A 22,934-nucleotide genomic window follows, 5' to 3' on the forward strand; every position below is an offset into this window, starting at 1 on the left:
GGGCCTGAAAAAATCCCTCTGCCCAGGAAAATTGAACAGAGGGTTTTTCTTATTTCTTCTCTTTTTCTTGTGCAATTTCAGCACATGCAATTCTGGCTCCCGAATCTCCGGCAGGCTGTGTCATTCCATCATCCTTGTTTTCGGTAATGACCAGGGAGGTCCCATCCTTTGTGAACAAGGAAGTCTTCCCTTTTGTCAATGTGACCAGAGGTGCCATCAGCTTCGCCTTTACAGACCCGTCACCTTCCACGATGAGATTCGGAAGGTCGCCGGCATGTGCTCCTTCAGGATGCATAAGTCCATGCTTTTTATCATCAGGATTGAAATGATTGCCTGCCGATACAAAGTCAGGACGTTTACACGTTCCTTTTTCATGAAAATGGATCCCGTGTTCACCAGGCGGCAGTCCCTCCAGCTTGAGATCCACTTCCACTCCATCTGATTTCTCTTGGAGGATCACCTTTCCCAGCGAATCGCCCGTATCATTCTTCATATCGATTTCCATTTTCTTCGGATTTTCAATAGCGCACGCCCCAAGCAGGAACGCCGGTAAAGCTATGTATAATAATTGATTCTTTTTCATATATGATTCCTCCAAATGTGCATACTCTTCCTCCATTTTTGACGAGATGAGGGGAAAGTATTCTTTTTAATGAGAAAAACGCTTTGGAAGGAATTATAAAAAGCACGCCATCACTTACAAGCGTGCTCCATGTTCGATCATTCAGTTTCGCGATTTCGCTTCATTACTTCTTCCTCGATCGCTTTTGTTTTAAGTTCTTCCTTCTTGGATACCTTTTTAATTAAACGGAACGTCAAGATCGTCAATACAAAAAAGATGGCCATCCAAATCGCGGCTGGAATGTACTCTGTCTTGTCTTCCGGAAAGTATAAAAACAAATTTAATACAAATGAAGAAAGCATAGTTAGCTCCTTTCCTTTCACAACAAACTCTTTCCCCATTATACCAAGATAAAAATGAAGAAACCATTTCCCCGCTGAAATTATTTAACGATTCTATGAACACGCTGTAGAATATCAATACCATATCCCTCTTTTAACATCAGCGCCGGGCGGTCTTTCAAGACTCAAATACCGACAATTTCCGAGGAAATAAGCGACAAGTTTCTTATCAAAGACCGGTCATAATCATCGGGACAAGCTTGCTGTGCTTCTATAAGCTGTTTTCTTGCTAAAAGAAAAGAACCTTGAAGCTGAATCATCAAGGTTCTTTTCGTTGAAGTGTTTATTAAAGCGCGCCCCCTCATATCGGGTCACGATACGCGATATACCATACACCCGATATTGGCCGCCCCGTATTCTTCCGTTACTTCACCACAGTGATCTTTTCAATGATCACATCTTCTTTAGGGGCATCATTCTGCCCGACTTCCACATTCGCGATTTTATCCACGATGTCCATGCCTTCAGTCACTTGTCCGAAAACAGAGTGCTTGAAGTCAAGGTGCGGAGTTCCCCCGCGTTCCATATATGCGTCGATGATTTCCTGCGGGAATCCCGCTTCCTTCATTTTCTCTTCGAAGCCCGGGTTCATTTCACTGTTTTGAACGATAAAGAATTGACTGCCGTTCGTATCAGGACCTGCATTCGCCATTGAAAGCGCTCCGCGGATGTTGAATAGCTGCTTGGAGAATTCGTCTTCGAAAGACTCTCCCCAGATGCTTTCGCCTCCAGTACCGTTACCATTCGGGTCTCCGCCCTGGATCATGAAGTCTTTGATCACGCGGTGGAATTTCAATCCGTCATAGTAGCCGTTTTCACTGTGAGTGATAAAGTTTTCAACCGTTTTTGGTGCCTGCTCAGGGAATAATTTTATTTTAATTGTCCCCATTGTGGTCTTCATTTCCACTACTTTTTCGTTCTCTGCTATTTCTGTCGTCAGCTGTGGGTAATTCATTTCTTCATCTCCTCCAGATTCTGTGTCACCTGTTTTCTCTTCTGTTTCAGCAGGTTTTTCTTTGCTGCTGTTATCCTTCTCTGTTTGTCCACATCCGGCAAGTATTAAACCTATCAGACACAAGGATAATAATACCAATCTCTTCATATATGTACCTCCGCATGTTACTTTTATAGTAAGCTTTATCAAAACACTTTATGTTCCATTATAATAGACTTAGACACTTAAGAGGAGGGGTTATTTTGCAAAATTTTCAAATAGGGGATAAAGTCACAGCTTTTTATAAAACGGGAAAATATATCGGTGAGGTGACGGGACAACGTCCAGGTGCATACGTCGTTAAGATCCTGGCTGTACTCAAACACCCCCGCCAAGGTGATTTACATAACCCGGCTGAAGTGGATGTACCATTATTCCATGAGCGCAAGGCACTGGCATTTCGTGAACAAGCCAACATGCCTGAAAAAATGGTGAAGCCTTTTGAAGGGGAAATACCTGAATATAATGAAACACTCCTGACAACTTTCGGAGAATTGAAGAGACAACAGGAAGCCGATGGTTCCCCTCATGCCGAGAAGAGTCTGGAAGCTCTAAAAGGGGTACAGCGGGAGTATGAGCTGATGTATGGATTGACGTTTGAGGATTAAAAAATTCTCTATACCCTCTCAAGGATAAAACAAAAAAACGTGCCTGTCAGGGGCACGTTTTTTGTATATAACGATATTCTCAAGCCAGCTGATTATAAAGCTTGCTCAAATCAATCCGATCGCCGATTGTGGTGGGTTCAGCTTTGTCGAGATACTTTTTATCTTTTTCCACAAGGTTGTATATATGTTGAGTGGTCAGCGCATCATCGAGAGCTTTATGATGCTTTCCGACACCCTCCCTGCCGTATTCCTGGACCGCCTTCCATAAACCAGTTTGATTTTGATCTCCGAAGAATCGTTTGTATTCCATCGATAAATCGACAAATTGGGCTTGAAAAGGAAAGGCAGTGCCTGACTGGGCACAATTATCCCTTAATACTTTCATGTCCATGTTTCCCCATGTTACAACTTTCTCGATTCCATTTGAATTCAGCTGATTGAAGTAATCGATGAGGGTCTGGAAGGAGATGCCTCCGTCTACTTGATCTTGCGTGATCGATAAAAACCGTTTGCAGCGATTGGTTAGTTTAGGAAAGGCAGATGGTTTTACATAAGTTGAAAACGTATCTGTCACTTGCCCATTCTGAACCACTACCACACCCGCTTCAATTATTTCAGGGAAAAAGCCTTTGGGGACTCTATGTCGTTCAGGCATTGAAAACTCAAAGTCAATGAACACAAGCTGCTTTGCTTTAACCACGTAACTCCCTCCTCAATCTTGTACAGACCCCAATTTTCATTCTAGTAGACTAGTAATGTAAAAACGAACGGGTTTATGTACACGCACTGGCTTATTCGCTTTTCTGACGTGTGTACATAGTTCTTATTCTTATATTATATCATGTTCAACCTGAAAAATATGACTAAATCCTTTTAACATACGCTAAAAAATCTCATTCAGTGGACTCTGCCATCCATTTTCTATAAACTGTATATTTAGGAAACCGAAATAAATAGTTTATGAGAAGGTGTTAATCATTTCAATAGAAAAAAAGAATCTTGTCATTATGGTCATGGCGAACTTTTTAGTTGCCGCCAGCGCCACGATGGTTCTGCCGTTCTTATCTCTTTATATAGAGACCTTCGGTGATTATAGTGCTGAATATGTACAGCGCTGGTCCGGCTTTGTGTTTGGAATCACGTTTCTGACGGCGTTCTTCATTTCACCTTTATGGGGACGATTTGGTGACCGTTATGGATATAAACCCATCCTTTTGATCACTGGTTATGGAATCGCAACGTCGATATTCTTCATGGGTTTCATGGATTCTGTGCAGGGGATGTTTATATTACGGCTGCTGATGGGGGCCGTGACCGGCTTTATCCCAACCTCGATGGCACTTATCTCTTCTCAGACATCGAAAAAGGAAGCAGGTAAGATTCTGGGAACGCTCCAGATGGGAACGGTGTCCGGAGGCTTGTTCGGTCCTGTCATCGGAGGGCTGCTTGCTGATCATGTTGGTTTTTCTTATACCTTTATCTTCACAGCAGTCTCAATCGCGATTGCTGCGACAGTAGTTCTGTTCGGAATAAACGAGCAGCGGAGTAATGAGCAGAGGAATAAGCAAAACAAATATTCAAGCAAACAGGTGCTGAGGCACATATTGAGTCATAAGCTCCTTGTGACGGTCATCATTTTGTCGTTGATCATCCAGGTCGCGAATTTCAGCATCCAGCCGCTTCTGGCACTTTATGTCGATGAACTGACTTCATCCGCCAATCTTGCATTTTTAGCTGGCCTTGCCTTTTCGGCTACAGGCTTTGGAAATTTTATCGCTACCCGGCAATGGGGGAAACTTGGTGATCAAATCGGATATGAGAAGGTCCTCTCGATCCTGTTGGTGCTGGCTTCAATTCTTATCGTACCACAGGCTCTCGTGACTGAGCTCTGGCAGCTTGTCCTGCTCCGTTTCTTATTCGGGATCGCCATCGGGGGCATGATTCCTTGTGTGACGGCTTACATTCGCCAGGAGGCCCCGCTCAGTATGCAGGGTGAAGTATTAGGCTACAACCAGAGCTTTCGTTTTCTTGGAAATGTGATTGGACCGGCTTTAGGAGGCATTGTTTCCGGATATGTTGGAATTTCTTCCGTTTTTTATGTAACAGGTGCTTTATTCTTGGGGGCATTTGGATTATTATGGTGGAGTATGAGACATTCTGAAGTTGAAGGTCACGTGAATCAAGATTACTAGAAAAGTAGAGTGGAAATATGAGAGTGTTTGCAGGATTTCTGACAGTGATTTGCTTTATGACATTGTTTTTCACCACGTTGTTCTTCACGACTGAAGAAGTCGACAGAGTCCAGGGGTTTCAGGACGAACTCGAAAACACCGTGAATACAGACCAATTGAACCTGAATAAGACCAGTTTGCTTCTCGATAAAAACGGAAACGTATTCTCAGAAGTGAATCGTCCCTTTCGATTATACGTAGAAGATGAGAAGATCCCACCATTCGCAAAAGATATCCTGGTCGCTTCAGAAGATCAGCACTTTTATGAACATGTGGGATTCGATGCGGGCGCCATTTTAAGGGCAGTCGTTAAAAACCTGGTCTTCACACATATTCAACAGGGCGGAAGCACGATCACCCAGCAGCTTGCCCGAAATTTATATTTAGGGCAGGAGAAAACGTACAACCGGAAACTGACCGAGCTCTTCTATGCACATGAAATCGAAAGCTCCCTTTCTAAAGATGAAATACTTGAGCTTTATCTTAACGTCATCTATTTCAGCAACGGGGTGTATGGGATTGAAACGGCTTCCCAATACTATTTTCAAAAAAGTGTTTCGGAATTGAACAAAGCAGAGTTGGCATTCATTGCCTCGATTCCGAATAATCCGGGCAAATACGACCCTGTCGATCATTTCGATCAGACTAAAATTCGTCAGGAGCGTCTGCTTGATATACTCGTCAACACCGAAAGACTTACAGTAGAAGAGGCGGACAAGCTGAAGAAAACGCCTATAAAGCTCAATATCCGTAAAAAAATCGACCGTTATCCTGATTACGCGTTTTACGTTGAAGAGGAACTGAGAGAGCTGATCTCCCTCCACGAAGGGTACAAAGTACAACTGGAAAATGCCTCTTCCGCATTGGAAAAGGAACAGATCATCAAAAAACTGGATGAACGGATTGAAAGTGTGATTGCTTCAGGCGTGAGGATTCAGACTGCCCTCGACCCTGCCCTGCAGCAGAAAAGCGTAGAAGCGTTGAACAACGGGCTGCAGGGTGAAAAACTGCAGGGTGCTTCAGTAACGATCGATAATGAAACAAGAAGAATCGCTGCAATGACCGGCGGGAAAGATTATCAGAAGTATAATTTCAATCATGCCTTCCAAGCCTACAGGCAGCCTGGCTCTTCCATCAAGCCGCTGCTCGTGTATGCACCTTATCTGGACAAATTCAAGGCATCCATTCATGAAAAAGTGAACGCCGACAACTATTGTATCGGAAATTATTGTCCCATCAACTACGGCGGCGTACAGCCGGGTACTGTGACCTTAAATCAGTCAATGGCCCAATCCTACAACACCCCCGCTCTTCGTTTGATGGAAAAAGTCGGTGTCGAAGGGGCATTCAACAAGCTTTCATCTTTTTCATTTGAACGGGTATCAGCAAAGGACCAAACGTACGCTGCTTCAATCGGCGGGTTCACCTACGGCTTAAGCCCGCTCGAAATGACGGGTGCTTATACTTCTTTCATCAACGGAAGCTATAAAAGAAGCCATGCCATCGTGAACGTGAAAGACGGGAATGGAAAGATTCTTTACGAGTGGAAAGACCAGCCGAAGCAGGTCTGGTCCAATGATACAACGGCAAAAATGAGGCAGATGCTTGCTAATGCCGCTGAGAACGGTACAGGGAAAGCCGCTTACGTCTCCAAACCCTATGTTGGCATTAAAACAGGCACCACCAATAATTATCATGATTACTGGGTGATGGGATTGACAAACGAGTACACAACCGGCGTTTGGGTCGGCCACGACATCCCCCAGAACATGAGCAGAATTGAAAAACTGCGCCCGAGTCATAAAATATGGAAGAGCATTATGAAATAACGCCCGGAGAATCGTCTCCGGGCGTTTTTTATGTATTCGGTTTTGGCAAGAGTAATTTGATGAAATCTCACTTATTAGAATTGGATGGAGATTTAACCGGATCCAGCTGGTGATTGGAGTGGAAGACGAAGACTCCTGCGGGAGAAGTGGCCAATTCGAAAAGCGGAAGGGCTTTGCTCAGAGGCGTTTGGCATAAGGCGAACCGAACTAGAAGGCGCTCTTTGCCTCCTTGGACGGTTTGACTTATGACATGTGCCTCTAAGCCCTGCAGCTAGGCATGTGAGACCCCGCAGGCGCAGCCGAGGAGGCTCACGGGTCACCCGCGGAAAGCGAAGTCTTCCACGGAAATCAACAGCGGTGACGTAAGGGTTCACAACTTCACCTTCGACATGATTGGCAAACTCGCCATGACACCGTTATACAATTTCAATAAGACAAAAAAGATCGTCATGAACAAGGAAGACCACGTGAATAATTGCAGGCTGATGACGCCGAAGATTCCTGCTTTGGAAACGGTGACGCTTATTTTATATACAAAGTAAACAAAATAAACGATCGAAGTGACGGCGAAAATGGCGATCAATCCCATGAAGGACTTGAGGCTGACAACCGAAACGAGACCGCCGATGAAATAAATCATGGAGCCTGACCGGACCCGGTTATATAACTGGCCCTCTGATTCTTTGGAGAAAAAAAGCATGGAGACCCCGTTGATGGTTTCGGCTATAAGCTTCAAGGCTGCAAACACCATGAAAAAGACGATCATCAGCAGAATCAATAAGACAAATTTCAATTCGATATCAGATAAGAATTCGCGCATTCCGGGGTAGACGCCAATTTTCTTAAAGAGGTCGACAAACACTTCCACCCCGTAGACGGAGAAGGTCAAACTGAATAACAGGATGGAAAACAGAGGCAGGTAGCTTGTTAAATATGTATTCTTCAATTGATAACTCTCCTATAAAGATTATTGCATACAGCACTTTCATCATAATCGTTTATGGGAGTCTTGAAAAGGGTAAGGATAAGAAAATCCTGGGCATTTTGTCTTGCACGTTCCCGCTTTTGAAAACAGAACGAAAGCTTACAATGTCACAAAATAAAAATGACTGCCTCTCCCATGCGGACATGAAAAGGCAGTCATTCGATTACTTGATTTGTTTGTGAAGTTCTGTTTGGCACAATGCGAATGTATTCCCTCGATTTAAAGGGCTGACGGATCCTCTCGCTTTGGACAGGGATTTCCTCTTCCCCTTCTGTGCCCCCATAACGGACAGGCTCCAGATCAGCGGTTGCCGGGTCATCTGTTTCGAATATGCCCCTGTTGAAACGATCTTGTGATTCAACCAGCCACCCAAATCCTATAAATGTAAAGAGAATCGTCGTAAACGCCACTGTTTTCCTTTTCAATTTCATCACCACCTTATGGATAGGATTCTCCAAAATAACCAAAACTATTCTTAATAAGAGATATTTCAAAAGGAAAGACTTAAAAAAAATTCGGGACTTTCATCCGCGTTTCTACATATTTAATAAGTTAAATACGATTCCATTAAGCCAGAAGCCTGAGTAATGCAAGCATTGTTTTTTTACGTTATAATGCTCTTTAGGTTAAGCTTTCCGGACATACTGGGAGAACGGATGAAGATTTTCCAAAAAGTGAAAATGAAACTACATAAGACTAAGTTGAAGAATACAGGAATTTTATAAGAGGGGGGTTTTTATGACATTACTACATTGGGCTATTATATCGCCCTTTTTATTTGCAATTCTGATTCCATTTCTTTATAAAGCATTTCGAAGGGTACATACCGGATGGTTTGTACTGCTCCTGCCGGTTGCTTTATTCAGTTACCTCATTCAATTCATGCAGATTACGAGGGATGGAAATACGATAAGGGAAACAGCGGAGTGGATGCCTTCTTTCGGCATCAATTTTATTGCGTACGTCGATGGCCTCGGGCTGTTGTTCGCACTTTTAATAACCGGGATCGGTTCGCTTGTCGTACTTTATTCGATTTACTATCTGGATAAGAATAAGGAACAACTACATAACTTTTATGTGTATTTAATGATGTTCATGGGAGCCATGCTTGGTGTGGTCCTATCTGATAATCTTATCGTCCTTTATATGTTCTGGGAATTCACGTCCATTTCGTCTTTCCTATTGATCGGGTATTGGTATCACAGGGAGCGTTCGAGATATGGCGCACAGAAATCAATGCTGATTACTGTTTTCGGCGGATTATCCATGCTTGGGGGATTCCTCCTTCTTTATCTTATGGGAGGAACATTCAGTATCCGTGAATTGATTTCACAATCCGAGCAGCTCATGACGCAAGCTCTGTTCATTCCGGCTATGCTTCTTGTACTGCTTGGAGCTTTCACGAAATCTGCTCAATTCCCATTCCACATCTGGCTTCCGGATGCAATGGAAGCCCCGACACCTGTCAGTGCTTATCTGCACTCGGCCACGATGGTAAAGGCGGGTATCTACCTTGTTGCCCGCATGAGTCCGGTATTTGCCGAGACCAGCCTGTGGTTATGGCTTGTCGGCGGATTTGGTATTTTCACATTATTCTGGGGATCCTTTAATGCTGTTAAACAAACAGATTTAAAGGCGATTCTCGCATTCTCCACTGTCAGTCAACTTGGTCTTATCATGTCGCTTCTCGGGGTTGGTGCAGCCGCCCTGCACTATACTTACTTAGACGACAATATTTTCATGGTGGCAACACTTGCCGCCGTTTTTCACTTGATCAATCACGCTACCTTCAAGGGAAGCCTGTTTATGGTTGTCGGAATAATTGACCATGAAACGGGTACGAGGGATATCCGCAAACTAGGCGGGCTGATGAGCTTTATGCCGATCACCTTTACGATTGCGATCATCGGCGCCTTCTCCATGGCAGGTCTTCCTCCATTCAATGGCTTCTTAAGTAAAGAGATGTTCTTTACCGGGATGGTCCGCGTGCTCGAGATGGATATTTTCAACTTGGAGACCGCAGGTATTCTATTCCCTGTCCTGGCTTGGGTGGGAAGCGTATTTACGTTTATCTACAGTATGATTCTTGTGTTTAAAACCTTCACAGGTGAACACCAGCCTGAAAAGCTGGAGAAGAAGCCGCATGAAGCACCGCTTGGCATGCTGATTTCACCAATCATTCTGGCTTCTCTTGTGATAGTGTTCGGGTTCTTCCCTAATATTCTGTCTGACAGGATCATCTCTCCTGCAGTTGAAGCGATTACTCCAAGCCTGGTGGAAGAAGGTCATATAGTAGAGGCGGAGATTTCGTTCTGGCACGGCTTTACACCTGAATTATTTATGACGTTAGGTGTGATTCTGTTTGGAATACTGCTTTATCAATTGCTTCCGAAATGGAAGAAAATCTACTCATGGATTCCTGAACGCTTAACGCTGAATTCCATGTATGACGGAGGTTTAGTACGTGGGGAACGTGCTGCATTCTCTTTTACAAGAGGATATATGACCGGGTTCATCCGCAGCTACCTTGTCTATATTTTCGCGTTCTTCATCGGTATCCTGCTGTTCAGCTTGTGGTTCAAAGGGGCGTTTGCGATCAATACGAGCGACCTTGCACCAATTGGTATCTACGAAATCGCGATCGCACTGCTGCTGGTAATCAGTTCCGTATCGATTTTATTTGCGAAGTCACGATTAACCGCGATCATTTTACTCGGTGCGGCCGGATACACCGTTTCTCTGTTCTTCGTCCTGTTCCGCGCACCGGATCTGGCGCTTACACAGCTTGTAATTGAAACGGTATCGGTTGCCCTGTTCTTATTATGTTTCTATCACCTTCCTCCATTGAGCCGCCATGAAGAGCGGATGAGCTTCAAACTTGGAAATGCGCTGATTTCAATCGGAGTCGGTGTGGTGGTGACGCTGTTTGCCATTTCTGCTTACAGCACTAAATTATCTAAATCGATTTCTGAGTATTATATTGAAAATGTTTATGAGGAAGCTGCTGGTAAGAATATGGTTAACGTCATTCTTGTAGACTTCCGCGGATTTGATACCCTGTTTGAAATCTGCGTACTGGCGATTGCTGCCCTGGGTATCTACTCCATGATTAAATTGCGTCTGACAAGGAGGAAAGAGGGATGAAGAAACCCAAAACAAATGATGTGATTCTTCAAACGGTCACTAATGTTGTCACGTTCATCATTGTCCTGTTTTCTCTGAGTCTTTTCTTTGCTGGACATTACACTCCAGGGGGAGGCTTTATCGGGGGATTGATGACATCCGCTGCGATCGTTCTCATGCTGCTTGCATATGATCTCGATACGGTGGCGAACATCCTCCCGATCGATTACAAGATTTTAACAGCCGTGGGACTATTGATAGCGGTGGCGACAGGAGCCGGTGCATTGTTGTTTGATGTGCCTTTCCTTACACATGCTTATGATTATTTCTATCTTCCGCTTTTGGGAAAAACGTCTCTTCATACAGCGGTCTTATTTGATACAGGTGTGTATCTGGTTGTTATCGGTGTAACGATGACCATTATTCAGACAATAGGAGTGAGTGAATAATGGAGATATTAATGGCAGTTGTTTGCGGCATTCTGTTTATGAGTGCTGTATATTTAATGCTTTCGAAAAGTTTATTACGCATCATTATTGGAACGGCATTGCTGAGTCATGGAGCCCATTTACTGCTCCTTTCCATCAGCGGTCTCAAAGGGGGAGCTGCACCTCTTTTGGGGGAACATGCGAAATCTTATGTGGATCCGCTGCCTCAGGCTTTGATTCTGACAGCGATCGTTATCAGTTTCGGTGTCACGGCTTTCTTCCTGGTGCTCGCTTACCGGACTTACCAGGAGCTTGGAACTGATAATACGGATCAAATGAGAGGAAACGAAGGAAATGACTAACTTACTGATTTTACCCATACTAATCCCGTTATTCACGGCGATTATCTTACTGTTCATAAGTAAATATATTAACGTACAAAGAGGGATTTCAGCCATTTCGACATTGGCTACCATTGCAGCATCCCTCGTGCTTATCTACACCATCAACAAAGATGGAATACAAAGCGTAAACCTTGGAAGCTGGCAGGCACCATTTGGAATCACCCTGGTCTCGGATATGCTGTCCGCGTTATTGGTGACGACGACGAGCATCATAACACTTGTGGTACTGCTTTATTCTTTCAAAGCCATCGGGACAGACAGGGAGCGTTTCTACTATTATCCGGTCGTACAGTTCTTATTGGTCGGTGTGAACGGTGGCTTCACGACAGGTGATATCTTCAACCTGTTCGTATTCTTCGAGGTTATGCTGATGAGTTCTTACGTCCTGATTGTATTGGGCGGCACAAAAGCCCAGCTGCGTGAAGGGATTAAGTATATTCTTGTAAACGTCATCTCTTCTGCGCTGTTTGTTATTGCTGTAGCCTATTTATACTCGGTTGTCGGGACGCTGAATATGGCAGATATTTCGGTGAAGATCTCTGAAGAGAACCAGCCTGTGATTCTTACTTCTATCGCCGTTCTGTTCCTGATCGTTTTCGGACTGAAAGGAGGAATCTTCCCCCTTTATTTCTGGCTTCCTGGTTCATATTATGCGCCGCCGACTCCGATTCTTGCTCTTTTCGGAGCATTGTTAACCAAAGTGGGGATCTATTCCATCATGAGAACCTACACGTTGTTCTTCTATCATGATACCGGCTATACCCATATGATTCTCGCAGTGTTAGCCATCATGACGATCATATTCGGATGTATCGGTGCTGTTGCTTATTGGGATGTTAAAAAGATTATTATCTATAATATCATCATTGCAGTAGGGGTCATCTTATTCGGGGTTTCTACAATGAATCCCGATGCATTGGAAGGCTCAGTTTATTATCTCATCCACGATATGATCATCAAAGCAGCTCTCTTCCTTCTTATCGGTGTGATGATTGCGATCACAGGTACGACCGACTTGAAGAAGATGGGCGGATTGATCAAAGAATATCCTTGGCTTGGATGGACATTCCTGGTCGCTGTCTTTTCACTTGCGGGTATTCCTCCCCTCAGCGGCTTCATCGGAAAGTTATTGATTGTCCGGGGGAGCTTTGAAGCGGAAGATTACTTAGGAGCAGGATTGATCCTCCTTTCAAGCTTAATGGTCCTGTATTCAGTGATTAAGATTTTCTTAAATGGAATTTGGGGAACCCCTAAAGATTACAAGTTGGTGTCAAAGGGGCATGCGCGCTATTTATGGATGACATCAGCACTGCTTGTGGTCCTCGCCGTGTTTTACGGTTTTGGTGCAGAGGCATTGCGTCCCCTATTCTCACAGGCAGCAGAAGTACTGGTGGACCCGAATATCTATATAGACGCAGTGTTAAAGGAGTAATGTAAAATGGCCTTTCAATTTTTATTAAACATATTCCTGGCTTTTGTCTGGATGTTTCTATCGGTGTCCTTTACTTCTCAGTCATTTATCATTGGCTTTTTATTAAGTTTAGCGATACTCTTTGCATTCAGAAGGTTTTTCAGTTCACGTTTTTATATTCATAGAGTGATTGCCGTCGTCAGCTTGTTTTTTCTCTTTTTAAAAGAACTGATCATGGCAAATATCGCTGTATTGAAGACGATCCTGAGACCTAAGCTCGATTTTAAGCCCGGGATCTTTGCACTTCCCACTGAGTTAGAGACGAACTGGGAAATCACCCTGCTCGCAAATTTAATCACATTAACTCCGGGTACGCTGGTAACGGATGTATCGTATGATAATAAAATTCTCTATATCCACGCCATTGATATTCAGGATAAAAACGAAGCAATTGATGAAATCAAGAACTCTTTTGAAAAAGCAATCATGGAGGTGAGTCGATAATGTTGCATACAATTCTTCAGCTGACATTATTATTGGTCTCCCTCTCAATGCTGGGATTGATTTACCGCCTGATTAAAGGACCTACCACACCGGATAGAGTTGTCGCACTTGATGCGATAGGGATCAATCTGATTGCGATCATTGCACTGGTATCCATGCTCCTGGATACATTCGCTTTCCTCGAAGTCATCCTGCTTCTTGGAATTCTGGCGTTTATCGGAACAGTAGCCTTTTCTAAATTCCTGGAGAAAGGGGAGATCATTGAACGTGACCGAGATCATTAGATTTATCATTGGATTTTTATTAATTGTCGGTGGATTTCTCAGCCTTGTCACAGCATTCGGTTTGTTGAGGCTGCCTGATGTTTATACCCGGAACCATGCTGCTTCTAAAAGTGCAACACTCGGAGTAATGTCCATTCTCCTTGCAACCTTTCTCTATTTCTATTTAGAGCATGGGCATTTCAATTCAAGACTGATCCTTGCCATTATCTTTATCTTTGTGACCGCCCCGGTTGCGGGACACCTCATGGCACGAGCTGCTTATCACTCAGGTGTAAAGCTCTGGGATAAAAGCGTGCAGGATGATTTGAAGCACAAGAAAGAATATGAACAACAGAACTCCAACTAAAAAAGCATGATCTGGTAAGGGGATCCCCTTCCAGGTCATGCTTTTGTTATTAAGCTCTTTTCTCATACTTTGTTGCATTAGACTAGCCTTTGTACGAAAGTAGCAATCTTTTAGAATACAGCCTTTTATTATTGATCGTATAATTCCTCTTCCACACTGCCATCCTGCTTATGGATGATAAGCGTGCCGGAATGATCGTTCACATAATCCTTCGCTTTTGAAAGAAGGTCCTCTTTCGTGTCTTCTACCATAATTGCGCGGCTGCTGTCCGCCTTAATCAATTGCCAGCCATCTTCATGTGTTTTTACATGATACTCGGTTTTATCCGTATCCGTCCCCTCTTCGGATTTATGGGCACGATCAGTGGCAATCGCAATGGCTCTTCCTTCATCATAGCCCTCATCCAAAAGGGCGTTCGCTATCTCAATTGCTTTATTCCGGACATCTGTCGGGAGATTCTTCAATGACGCCGGATAATCATTTTTACTCCAAGGCATAGTGTAACCTCCTTAACATGGTTACTTATTGATTTCCCATTGCGACAGCTTTTAAACGTCCTATATGTACCACAATTGCTTCCCAGTACTGGAACTGGCAAGGAAGCAGGTCAGCGTTTCGGCACCACTGCCATCGTACAGCGGGACACACAGATCAATTGATTCTCTTCATCGGTGATTTTAATATCCCAGACCATGGTCGTTTTCCCCTGGTGCATGACAACAGCCGTTGCAGTAACCACTCCATCACGTTTTGCTTTTATATGATTGGCATTGATTTCAAGACCGAAGCAGATTTCTTTCTCAAGATCGATTAATTCCACTGCCCCCACACTCGCCACCGTTTCCGCAAGGGCGACTGACGCACCGCCGTGAAGGAACCCGAAAGGCTGGCGCGTTGCCTCGTTGACAGGCATGGTCGCGATCACCTTTCCTTTTCCTAATTCCACAAACTCAATTCCCAGCGTACTGATCAGCGTATTTTCCACATTCATTCTGTTCACCTCATTAAAGTTTTCATATAGTAGAATTTCGGTAAAAAAAACAAAAATCCTCTTATTGTGTCTAATAGGGCTCAATTTCCATACAAAAACAGCTTTAAGAATAAACCGGCATGCCGTTACATACATTTCCTTAGAGTCTATTTGCCAGGAATAAGGAGGTATTTCATGAATCGTTATCACCCGTTTTATCATCCCGTCCAGAGCCCCTATCAGCCCCATCATTTGAGAAGAAATTATCCACTGTATCCAAACTTTCATTATCGCACTAACTTTCCTCCAGTTGAAACCAAAACATTTATGGCCTCTGCAGATAAAACCTTAACGTTAATGGAAAGTGCCAATCTCGTATTAACGAAAATCAAGGAGGATACTTCGTTTGCTCATCAGCTGATGGTATTAGCACAGCAGTCCAATACTTCAGAGGTCCTTCAGCTCATCCGCAGAACCGGGGTAAAGGTTGTCCCCGTCGTCTCTTTCAATCCTGACGGTATCCATATGGTATTCGATGAGAAGCTTGGGCAAGTCGATTGCTGCCATATAATTGTGGATGTGAGATGGCGGGAAATATAGGTTCATTCCACCATCTATTAAGGTGGATGTGGCAGATGGGGATGCAGGATCAAAAAAAGTGACTTCAAGAGAGGATTCTTGAAGTCACTTTTTTATCTATGCTTAATAATATGGGTAATACCCCGGATATCCATAGCCATACCCGTAACCATACCCGTATGGTGGATAATACGGTCTAGGATATAAGAGAGCAGAACCTAAGAGTCCGCCTAATACGCCTCCTAAAAATGGTCCGCCAAAGCCCCCTCCGTAGAATGGTCTTCTGCCGAATCCGTACGGTCTTGGTCTTCTGTCATACACAACTCGATTATACATTCTTGCATCCTCCTCTTCTCAGTTTGCTTGGGACAGCCATCTATTTTTATAGGCTTCACTACTGTTTTATGCGAATTTCAAAGATTTTGAGTGGGCTAATGATATATTAATGAGAAGAGAAGCAAGTTGATGTGATGAATTCACAATGAGGGGTTCGTTGGGTAAAGATTTTTCGACAAGTTGCTCGTATTTCAGAAAAGTGGATCGTATTTTCTGAAACTGGAATGAATATCGGGAAAGTGGATCGTATTCTCTGAAACTCAGTTTTATCTATCATGAAAACGGCTCGAAATCTCTGAATGCCGCACGTTGGGGTTAAAAGTGTGTCAAAAATCATGTTTAGAGGCCATTCAGTCATGCGGTTCGTGACAAAACCATTTTAAATCCCCACTTTTCATTTTATTTTAGATTCCGTAATTACCGGTTATCACTTCACTCAAAAAAAGCAGAGGACTCAAAAATCCCCTGCTAAGAAACCAAACTTAAAACATGATCGCCGCAATCCATCCAAAGAGGATCAGCGGAATATTATAGTGCAAGAACGTCGGTACACATGTATCCCAAATGTGATTGTGCTGGCCGTCTGCGTTCAATCCGGCTGTCGGCCCGAGCGTACTGTCGGAAGCAGGAGAACCCGCATCACCCAGAGCACCGGCTGTTCCGACAATGACGATTGTCGACATCGGGCTGAACCCAAGCTCCATGCAAAGAGGCACGAAAATCGCTGCAATGATCGGGATCGTTGCAAACGAGGAGCCAATCCCCATTGTGACAAGAAGACCAACAATGAGCATGATCAACGCTGCCATTGCCTTGTTTCCGCCGATTGCATCTGCAGTCGCTTCAACCAGCGTTTCTACGTGTCCCGTTGCTGTCATCACTTCGGCAAATCCTGAGGCGGTAATCATCACAAACCCGATGAACGCCATCATTTTCATTCCTTCATTCAACAGCCCGTCTGCTTCCTTCCACTTCACTGAACCGGAAAGATAAAGGACCGCGATCCCCGCCAATGCACCGAAGATCATGGATTCAAGCTGCAGCTGAACATACAGCGCCACGATGATCGAAATGAAAGCAAAGACCATCGCTTTCTTGTTATAGATCATTTTTTCCTCTGAAATGACTTCCTTCGCTTCACTGTACTTTCTTGGTTTACGGTAGCTCACAAATACCGCAATCAACAATCCAATGAACATTCCCCCAACAGGAATAAGCATGGCTTTCGGGATGTCCGATAGACCAACTTCCATTCCGCTGCTCGCCATATTCTGCGCGATGATTTCGTGGAACTGCAAGCCGAATCCTACTGGTAAAAGGATATACGGAGCAGTCAATCCAAATGTAATGACAGAAGCGATCAAACGTCTATCCAACTCCAGTTCCGTCATCACCTTCAATAGCGGCGGAATCAGGATGGGGATAAACGCAATGTGAATCGGGATCAAATTTTGAGAAAAGACAGCCATGATTAATATAGCAAAGACAATAAGTGCTTTAGAAAGAGCTGTTTTTCTTGAGTCTCCTTTTTTCCCGACAACCTTCAATACCCAGTCTACAAGCAGATTCGGAATCCCTGTATACGAAATCGCTACAGCGAATCCTCCAAGTAAGGCGTAACTTAATGCGATATTGGCTCCTCCTGATAATCCTTCAGAGAATACCGTAATCGTCTCGTTCAAGCCCATGCCTCCTATAATCCCTCCGGCCAGTGCACCCGTGATGAGGGCAAAGACGACATTGACACGCACTAAACTCAATATGAGCATGATCAGAACGGCAATGACAACTGCGTTCATCGTTAATTCCTCCCTTAAAAATATTGTTCAGCCCTTTTTCGAAATGGCATATTACCACCGGCTGATTCGTTTATTAGTAGTTCAATAGAATGATTTACTTTAGTTCGCTAAATTGGTAGAGTGATAAAACAACGTTTTTAACTTTAACAAGATAAAGAGAGGTTGTCAATACTTTAGTCTGATGAATCGTTAAAATGTTGGATGGTAAGTTTTTGTATGGTTCTGAGGATGGGTTTTTCAACTCCGCTGTTGATTTCCGTGGAAGACTTCGCTTTCCGCGGGCGGCCGGTGAGCCTCCTCGTCTTCGCCATAAGGTGGACTTAACTGTCCAGCTGCAGGGCTTAGAGGCACATGTCATAAGCCAAACCGACCAAGAAGGCAAAGAACACCTTCATGGCCGATTCGACTTAGCCACCCGCCTCTGAGCAAAACCCTTCCGCTTTTCTGATAGGAGTCTTCGTCTTCCACTCCAATCAACAGCTGGATTCACCTCTAAATCGACAAACATCTTTAATATATCCTTTGAACATGAAAAAAAGCCCTTCCCTAATCCAAAGCTGGATCAGAAAAAGGCTTTTATCAATCATACTTATTTTTCTAAAGGCTGGAATCGTTCCACAAGGAGGGCCAGTGTGCGGGCCATGACTCCAGTGGCACCTGAAGGGCCAAGGTCATGATGGCTCTTTGTGGTGGCGGTTCCTGCGATATCCAGGTGGACCCATGGGAGGCCATCGGCAAATTCCCCTACGAAGGCCCCGCCCATGATGGCATGTCCTGCTCGTCCCGGTGAATTGTTGAGGTCCGCTATCTTACTGCTGCGTACACGCTTTTTATCATGCTCTGTATACGGCAGCTGCCAGATGAATTCGCCTGACTCGCTTGAGGCTTCAAGGACCTGTTCAAAGAATGCTTCATTATTTGTCAATGCACCTGTTTTGTCTTCACCAAGGGCCACGATGACTCCGCCTGTCAACGTCGCCACATCTACGAGGTAATTCGCTCCGTGATGCTTCGCGTACGTCATTCCGTCAGCTAACGCGAGTCGTCCTTCTGCATCAGTGTTCAGCACCTCGATCGTTTTACCGCTCATCGCCGTGATCACATCATCAGGCTTGAATGCGGAACCGCTGACCATATTGTCCGTTGAAGGGATGACGGCTACCACATTCTGCTCCGGCTTTGTCTCTCCGATGATTTCCATCGCGCCAAGAACAGCAGCTGCCCCTCCCATATCCGTCTTCATTCCGACAATGCCGTCCTTCGGTTTGATGGAGTAGCCTCCGGTATCGAAGGTGATCCCTTTTCCGACTAAACCGATGACATCCTTCCACTCATCTTTACCGTTGTATTTCAGGACAATCATCTTTGGGGGCTCGACCGATCCCTGATTGACGGCAAGAAGCGCGCCCATTCCCAAGCTTTCCATCTCTTCTTTATCCAGGATCTCCGCTTCGAATTCATACCGCTTTGCAAGTTCAAGTGCATATTCTGCCATTTTAGTGGATGTCAGCAGATTTCCGGGCGTGTTCACCAAGGTACGGGCAGAGTTGACTCCTCTTCCGAAAGCCGCTCCCACTTCCAGGGCTGTTTGGACTTCTTTTGCGTCTTCGCTTGTAAAAAATTCAACGTTGTCTATATAGACATCAGGCTCATTTGTTTTTTGTTTATAGCCTTCGAATTCATACGTTGCCATCGTGAATGCTTCCGTAAAAGCATGGGCTGCGTCCACAGCTGGAAGTTCTTCTGAAGAAAATGTATCAAGTGCAACCGAAAAGGATGAGACTTTCATCTTTTTCAGTTCTTTTGATGCCGTACCCATCGCTTCTTTTAAAAGATCGAAGGTTAACTCCTTTTGTTTGCCAAGACCGACAAACAGGATACGTTTGCTCCCGATTTTTCCAAAAGTATGTATTTTAGATAATTTCTTAGGTTTTGATGCAATGTCTCCGTCCTTCACTAATGCAGTAAGGTACCCTTCAAAGGCGCGATCCAATTCTTTCAGCTCACCTTCGAATGATGGCTGGTTATAAACTCCGGCCACTAAACAATCTTGCGATGCATCTGTTATATCTTTTTGGTTGATAGTAAAATTCATTTCCCCTACACCTCCATTTTCCATTATAACGGAGATGTCTGTTTATTTCGATATTCCCGCTTCCCTGGTGCGTAAGTTAGTTCTGCTTTCAATCGGGTATGATATAATAAGAACATTATTTTATTTCAGATTCTTTAAAAAGGTGGCATGTGACAGCATGGAAGTATTTTTGAATTTTCCATTATGGGCCTCTTTATTTGCAATCTTCTTTGCACAATTTGTTAAGGTGCCCATACAATTTATTGCAACGAGGGAATTAAACTGGTCATTGATCACCTCTACAGGCGGAATGCCAAGCTCGCACTCTGCTGCAGTAACGGCATTAGCCACAGGTGTCGCCCTGGAAACCGGACTCTCTTCCCCCATTTTTGCCGTGTCGGCGATCTTTGCGATCATCACCATGTTTGATGCAACCGGCGTAAGAAGACAAGCGGGTGAACAAGCCATTGTATTGAACCAGTTAACGATCGATTTCCAAAAATTCATGACAGAAGCCAAGGGCTGGCAGAACAAGCCTGAGCAGGAAAAACGGAAAGAGTTAAAGGAACTGCTTGGACATAAACCGATCGAAGTCTTTTTCGGCGGCCTTTCAGGAATTGTCCTGACCTTGCTTCTTCACTATCTATTTTTCACCTAGGAGTGATTCGATGAGAATTGTCTCTATTTGCCCGAGCAATACTGAAATCATTGACTACCTTGGGTTGACCTCCAATCTGATCGGAGTGGATGATTTTTCCGATTATCCTGAAGAAGTCCGTTCACTTCCAAGACTCGGACCAGACCTGTCCATCGATATGGATAAGCTCCAATCATTGCAGCCTGATCTTGTCTTTTCTTCATTAAGTGTTCCCGGCATGGAAAAGAACATCGAGGAATTAAATAAAAGAGGCATTCCTCATATCACACTGAATCCGCAAAGCTTCCGGGATATCGCCGAAGATATTTTAACAGTCGGAAAAGCCTGTGGAATAGAAGATACTGCGGCCAAAAGGCAGCAGACCTTTTTACATACGGTAGAGGAGTTGAAGCGGCTGAGCAAGAACGTCGATCACACGCCCGTCCTCTACTGGGAATGGTGGCCCAAGCCCGTTTTCACCCCAGGAAAAATAAATTGGCTCACTGAACTGAGTGAAATGGCCGGGGCCAAAAATAGTTTCAGCGATGTGGAACTTGCGAGTGTCCAAACCGATTGGGAAGATGTAAAGAAGCGGGATCCCGACTATATCTGCCTTGCATGGGTAGGCGTCCAGCAAAAGCGGGTGAATCCGGAAGTCGTGAAGAAGCGGCCTGACTGGGATACCATGAAAGCTGTTCAGGAAAACCGGATACTCATTCTGGAGGAAGCCCTTTACTGCAGGCCGTCCCCCCTTCTGTTAAAAGGAGCAGTGCAAATCGCCAGAAAGCTTCATCCAGCTGTTTATGAAGAATTGGAGCTTCCTTTGGGTTATTCCAGTTAGTCCGTAAGCATTGAAAAAGCTCGTACACTTTAGAACTGCGTACGAGCTTTCTATTTAATTTATTCTATTTTAGCTGATAAGATCTGCTGCCTGAACACCTGCATCGATTCGTTGCTGTTCAGCTTCACCAGGTCCTCCTCTGTCAGCTTACCTGTCCCCACTTGAACGACATACACATCAAGGGTCTGTTTTCCCCATTCATCATAAACCTGTTCAACGGTATCGTAATATAAATCAAGCTTATTTCCCTTGATTGCGCTCCCTGTATCAGCGACGACCCCATATCCATAGTTAGGGATGAAGAGGATCGTACCGATCGGATAGACGGATGTATCCGCTGCAATCGTAGAATATAAGTCTCTTTTCACTTTCACGCCCGAGTATGTAATTCCGTATCCTGGGTGTCCTGGACTCTTCCCGGTTGATTCGACACCAGCCGTATATCCAGTTGCCACAACGGTATTCTTCGGATACTGTTCCCAATTGACCGATTCTTCCAGCGTCGGAAGCTTTCCTTCAACAGGCTTGCTTGAAGAGATCATCGTCTTGACACCTGCTAATCTCTTCAAAAATTTAAATGACAATGATATATCTTTTATTTTATGATTTTCTGAATAGCGCTCTGACTGTATCCCTTTATTTTCATTCAGCCAGGATTTGAACGTCTGGGCTTCTACCCCCGAGACCGATTGAAAGGTGGTACCTAAGGCTAGTACAAATAAACTAACCATAACGATTCGTTTCGTCCATATAATTACCAAATTCATGAATTCACTCCTCCCATCCTTATTCCTTCCCCATAATGATGGAAACTATTCATAAATTGATAAAAAAATCGAATAGTTTCAATATTTGGAAAATATTAGGTTGAGAGGTTATCGCAGGCGAACGAAGCTGCTTTAAGACAAATCGTCTAAAAGGTTCTTCGTTATCCTACAATGTGCAGCGCAAATAAAAAATCCGTTCAACCCGGGCTCTTACGGGTTAAACGGAATAAAATTAAAACATCCTATATCCTTTAGTTCGCAGGATTCTCATTACAATTCCCGAAAGAATTGCGCCTGTCAGACCGCTTCCAAGAATCAAAAGATCCGCCAAAGCCAAATGACTTATTTTGGTCCCCAGCTCCGAAAACGATTCGCCTGCATTACGGAAATATTCAATAAAACGGACATCATCTACGATAAAAATGACAATGATTGGATAGATAATCGCCATAATCCACGTCATACGCAATAACATATTTAACAAAAAGCCGATTCCAAAAAACAGAACCAGAAAAAGCAGCATCGAAATGATCATTACATGTATAGGCATTTACTGTCTGCACCTCCATAAAACACTAAAGAATAGTGTACTCAATGTTTATAAAAGCGTCAATCTTTTGGAGTAGGTATTCACAAAATCAACAAAATTACAGCCCATTTCAGCAAAAAGAAGTTAGGAAAATAAACACCAATGTCTAGTGACGACATTATAGAGTAGGCTCTAAACACCGCTATTGATTTCCGTGCAAGACTTCGCTTTCCGCGGGTAGCCCGTGAGCCTCCTCGTCGCGTTCGCTCCTGCGGGGTCTCACATAAGCTAC

At 44.1% G+C, this 22,934-nt stretch carries 27 protein-coding genes; 13 read left to right on the plus strand and 14 right to left on the minus strand.

Annotation, left to right across the window (positions count from 1 at the left end; genetic code table 11):
• Nucleotides 1-49: 49 nt before the first annotated feature.
• From AAEO50_RS16255 to AAEO50_RS16265, 3 genes are all read right to left on the minus strand, one after another.
• Nucleotides 50-583, minus strand: a complete 534-nt coding sequence (locus AAEO50_RS16255; protein WP_341985357.1) for a superoxide dismutase family protein — start codon at nt 581-583, stop codon at nt 50-52.
• 137 nt (nt 584-720) lie between these two features.
• Nucleotides 721-924: a hypothetical protein gene (locus tag AAEO50_RS16260; protein ID WP_341985358.1), complete on the minus strand. Its 204-nt coding sequence runs from the start codon at nt 922-924 to the stop codon at nt 721-723.
• Between the two features lie 403 nt (nt 925-1,327).
• A complete protein-coding gene (locus AAEO50_RS16265; protein WP_425383213.1) occupies nt 1,328-2,065 on the minus strand; it encodes a peptidylprolyl isomerase in 738 nt (245 codons plus the stop codon).
• A 92-nt stretch (nt 2,066-2,157) separates the two neighbouring features.
• On the opposite strand from AAEO50_RS16265, the gene AAEO50_RS16270 reads away from it, so the two are divergent.
• Nucleotides 2,158-2,565, plus strand: a complete 408-nt coding sequence (locus AAEO50_RS16270) for a kinase-associated lipoprotein B (protein WP_341985380.1) — start codon at nt 2,158-2,160, stop codon at nt 2,563-2,565.
• A gap of 79 nt (nt 2,566-2,644) precedes the next feature.
• Here AAEO50_RS16270 and kapD read toward each other — a convergent pair whose 3' ends face one another.
• Complete coding sequence (kapD, locus tag AAEO50_RS16275; protein WP_341985359.1) at nt 2,645-3,265, minus strand: 3'-5' exonuclease KapD; 621 nt, start codon at nt 3,263-3,265, stop codon at nt 2,645-2,647.
• Nucleotides 3,266-3,542: 277 nt separating this feature from the next.
• Between kapD and AAEO50_RS16280 the strand changes: the two genes are divergently transcribed.
• Together AAEO50_RS16280 and AAEO50_RS16285 are read left to right on the plus strand one after the other, a co-directional pair.
• Nucleotides 3,543-4,757: an MFS transporter gene (locus tag AAEO50_RS16280; protein WP_341985381.1), complete on the plus strand. Its 1,215-nt coding sequence runs from the start codon at nt 3,543-3,545 to the stop codon at nt 4,755-4,757.
• Between the two features lie 17 nt (nt 4,758-4,774).
• Nucleotides 4,775-6,625: a transglycosylase domain-containing protein gene (locus AAEO50_RS16285; protein ID WP_341985360.1), complete on the plus strand. Its 1,851-nt coding sequence runs from the start codon at nt 4,775-4,777 to the stop codon at nt 6,623-6,625.
• 370 nt (nt 6,626-6,995) lie between these two features.
• Here AAEO50_RS16285 and AAEO50_RS16290 read toward each other — a convergent pair whose 3' ends face one another.
• The gene (locus AAEO50_RS16290) at nt 6,996-7,571 is read right to left on the minus strand and encodes a DUF5366 family protein (RefSeq protein WP_341985362.1); all 576 of its coding nucleotides are present in this window, start codon (nt 7,569-7,571) and stop codon (nt 6,996-6,998) included.
• 194 nt (nt 7,572-7,765) lie between these two features.
• Nucleotides 7,766-8,035, minus strand: coding sequence for a hypothetical protein (locus AAEO50_RS16295; protein ID WP_341985363.1), 270 nt, complete (start codon nt 8,033-8,035; stop codon nt 7,766-7,768).
• A 313-nt stretch (nt 8,036-8,348) separates the two neighbouring features.
• Here AAEO50_RS16295 and AAEO50_RS16300 point away from each other — a divergent pair, with 313 nt between their 5' ends.
• From AAEO50_RS16300 to mnhG, 7 genes are read left to right on the plus strand one after another with little or no spacing between them, the layout of a single operon-like run.
• Nucleotides 8,349-10,754, plus strand: coding sequence for a Na+/H+ antiporter subunit A (locus tag AAEO50_RS16300; RefSeq protein WP_341985364.1), 2,406 nt, complete (start codon nt 8,349-8,351; stop codon nt 10,752-10,754).
• The gene (locus AAEO50_RS16305) at nt 10,751-11,182 is read left to right on the plus strand and encodes a Na(+)/H(+) antiporter subunit B (protein ID WP_175990507.1); all 432 of its coding nucleotides are present in this window, start codon (nt 10,751-10,753) and stop codon (nt 11,180-11,182) included. The genes AAEO50_RS16300 and AAEO50_RS16305 overlap by 4 nt, the downstream gene beginning before the upstream one ends.
• Complete coding sequence (locus tag AAEO50_RS16310; RefSeq protein WP_175990506.1) at nt 11,182-11,523, plus strand: Na(+)/H(+) antiporter subunit C; 342 nt, start codon at nt 11,182-11,184, stop codon at nt 11,521-11,523. The genes AAEO50_RS16305 and AAEO50_RS16310 overlap by 1 nt, the downstream gene beginning before the upstream one ends.
• The gene (locus AAEO50_RS16315) at nt 11,516-12,997 is read left to right on the plus strand and encodes a Na+/H+ antiporter subunit D (protein WP_341985365.1); all 1,482 of its coding nucleotides are present in this window, start codon (nt 11,516-11,518) and stop codon (nt 12,995-12,997) included. Before AAEO50_RS16310 ends, AAEO50_RS16315 begins: the two co-directional genes overlap by 8 nt.
• 6 nt (nt 12,998-13,003) lie before the next feature.
• Complete coding sequence (locus AAEO50_RS16320) at nt 13,004-13,480, plus strand: Na+/H+ antiporter subunit E (protein WP_341985366.1); 477 nt, start codon at nt 13,004-13,006, stop codon at nt 13,478-13,480.
• Nucleotides 13,480-13,764, plus strand: a complete 285-nt coding sequence (locus AAEO50_RS16325) for a Na(+)/H(+) antiporter subunit F1 (RefSeq protein ID WP_175990503.1) — start codon at nt 13,480-13,482, stop codon at nt 13,762-13,764. Before AAEO50_RS16320 ends, AAEO50_RS16325 begins: the two co-directional genes overlap by 1 nt.
• Nucleotides 13,748-14,110 carry a monovalent cation/H(+) antiporter subunit G gene (gene mnhG / locus AAEO50_RS16330; protein ID WP_341985367.1) on the plus strand — a complete coding sequence of 121 codons (363 nt, stop codon included), beginning with the start codon at nt 13,748-13,750 and terminating at the stop codon, nt 14,108-14,110. Before AAEO50_RS16325 ends, mnhG begins: the two co-directional genes overlap by 17 nt.
• A gap of 128 nt (nt 14,111-14,238) precedes the next feature.
• Here the strand turns inward: mnhG and AAEO50_RS16335 are convergent, their stop codons facing one another.
• Both AAEO50_RS16335 and AAEO50_RS16340 read right to left on the minus strand, forming a co-directional pair.
• Complete coding sequence (locus AAEO50_RS16335; RefSeq protein WP_341985368.1) at nt 14,239-14,607, minus strand: DUF2188 domain-containing protein; 369 nt, start codon at nt 14,605-14,607, stop codon at nt 14,239-14,241.
• A gap of 110 nt (nt 14,608-14,717) precedes the next feature.
• Complete coding sequence (locus AAEO50_RS16340; RefSeq protein WP_341985369.1) at nt 14,718-15,101, minus strand: PaaI family thioesterase; 384 nt, start codon at nt 15,099-15,101, stop codon at nt 14,718-14,720.
• Nucleotides 15,102-15,275: 174 nt separating this feature from the next.
• Between AAEO50_RS16340 and AAEO50_RS16345 the strand changes: the two genes are divergently transcribed.
• Entirely contained in the window at nt 15,276-15,680 is a 405-nt protein-coding gene (locus AAEO50_RS16345) for a hypothetical protein (protein WP_341985370.1), read from the plus strand.
• 102 nt (nt 15,681-15,782) lie between these two features.
• Here AAEO50_RS16345 and AAEO50_RS16350 read toward each other — a convergent pair whose 3' ends face one another.
• From AAEO50_RS16350 to AAEO50_RS16360, 3 genes are all read right to left on the minus strand, one after another.
• Nucleotides 15,783-15,995, minus strand: a complete 213-nt coding sequence (locus AAEO50_RS16350; RefSeq protein ID WP_341985371.1) for a hypothetical protein — start codon at nt 15,993-15,995, stop codon at nt 15,783-15,785.
• 482 nt (nt 15,996-16,477) lie between these two features.
• Entirely contained in the window at nt 16,478-17,794 is a 1,317-nt protein-coding gene (locus tag AAEO50_RS16355) for a Na+/H+ antiporter family protein (RefSeq protein ID WP_341985372.1), read from the minus strand.
• Nucleotides 17,795-18,383: 589 nt separating this feature from the next.
• Nucleotides 18,384-19,889 carry a leucyl aminopeptidase gene (locus tag AAEO50_RS16360; RefSeq protein ID WP_341985373.1) on the minus strand — a complete coding sequence of 502 codons (1,506 nt, stop codon included), beginning with the start codon at nt 19,887-19,889 and terminating at the stop codon, nt 18,384-18,386.
• 157 nt (nt 19,890-20,046) lie between these two features.
• Here AAEO50_RS16360 and AAEO50_RS16365 point away from each other — a divergent pair, with 157 nt between their 5' ends.
• Together AAEO50_RS16365 and AAEO50_RS16370 are read left to right on the plus strand one after the other, a co-directional pair.
• Nucleotides 20,047-20,526 (plus strand): divergent PAP2 family protein, encoded by a 480-nt coding sequence (locus tag AAEO50_RS16365; RefSeq protein WP_341985382.1) that lies wholly within the window; start codon nt 20,047-20,049, stop codon nt 20,524-20,526.
• Between the two features lie 10 nt (nt 20,527-20,536).
• Complete coding sequence (locus AAEO50_RS16370) at nt 20,537-21,346, plus strand: cobalamin-binding protein (protein WP_341985374.1); 810 nt, start codon at nt 20,537-20,539, stop codon at nt 21,344-21,346.
• 59 nt (nt 21,347-21,405) lie between these two features.
• Here AAEO50_RS16370 and AAEO50_RS16375 read toward each other — a convergent pair whose 3' ends face one another.
• The 3 genes from AAEO50_RS16375 to AAEO50_RS16385 form a co-directional block, all read right to left on the minus strand.
• Nucleotides 21,406-22,113: a 3D domain-containing protein gene (locus tag AAEO50_RS16375; RefSeq protein WP_341985375.1), complete on the minus strand. Its 708-nt coding sequence runs from the start codon at nt 22,111-22,113 to the stop codon at nt 21,406-21,408.
• Between the two features lie 232 nt (nt 22,114-22,345).
• Nucleotides 22,346-22,663, minus strand: a complete 318-nt coding sequence (locus AAEO50_RS16380; protein ID WP_341985376.1) for a YuiB family protein — start codon at nt 22,661-22,663, stop codon at nt 22,346-22,348.
• A gap of 80 nt (nt 22,664-22,743) precedes the next feature.
• A partial coding sequence (locus tag AAEO50_RS16385) for a hypothetical protein (RefSeq protein ID WP_341985377.1) occupies nt 22,744-22,934 on the minus strand: 191 nt, incomplete at its 5' end.

Source organism: Rossellomorea oryzaecorticis (assembly GCF_038405515.1).
GTDB lineage: Bacteria > Bacillota > Bacilli > Bacillales > Bacillaceae_B > Rossellomorea > Rossellomorea oryzaecorticis_A.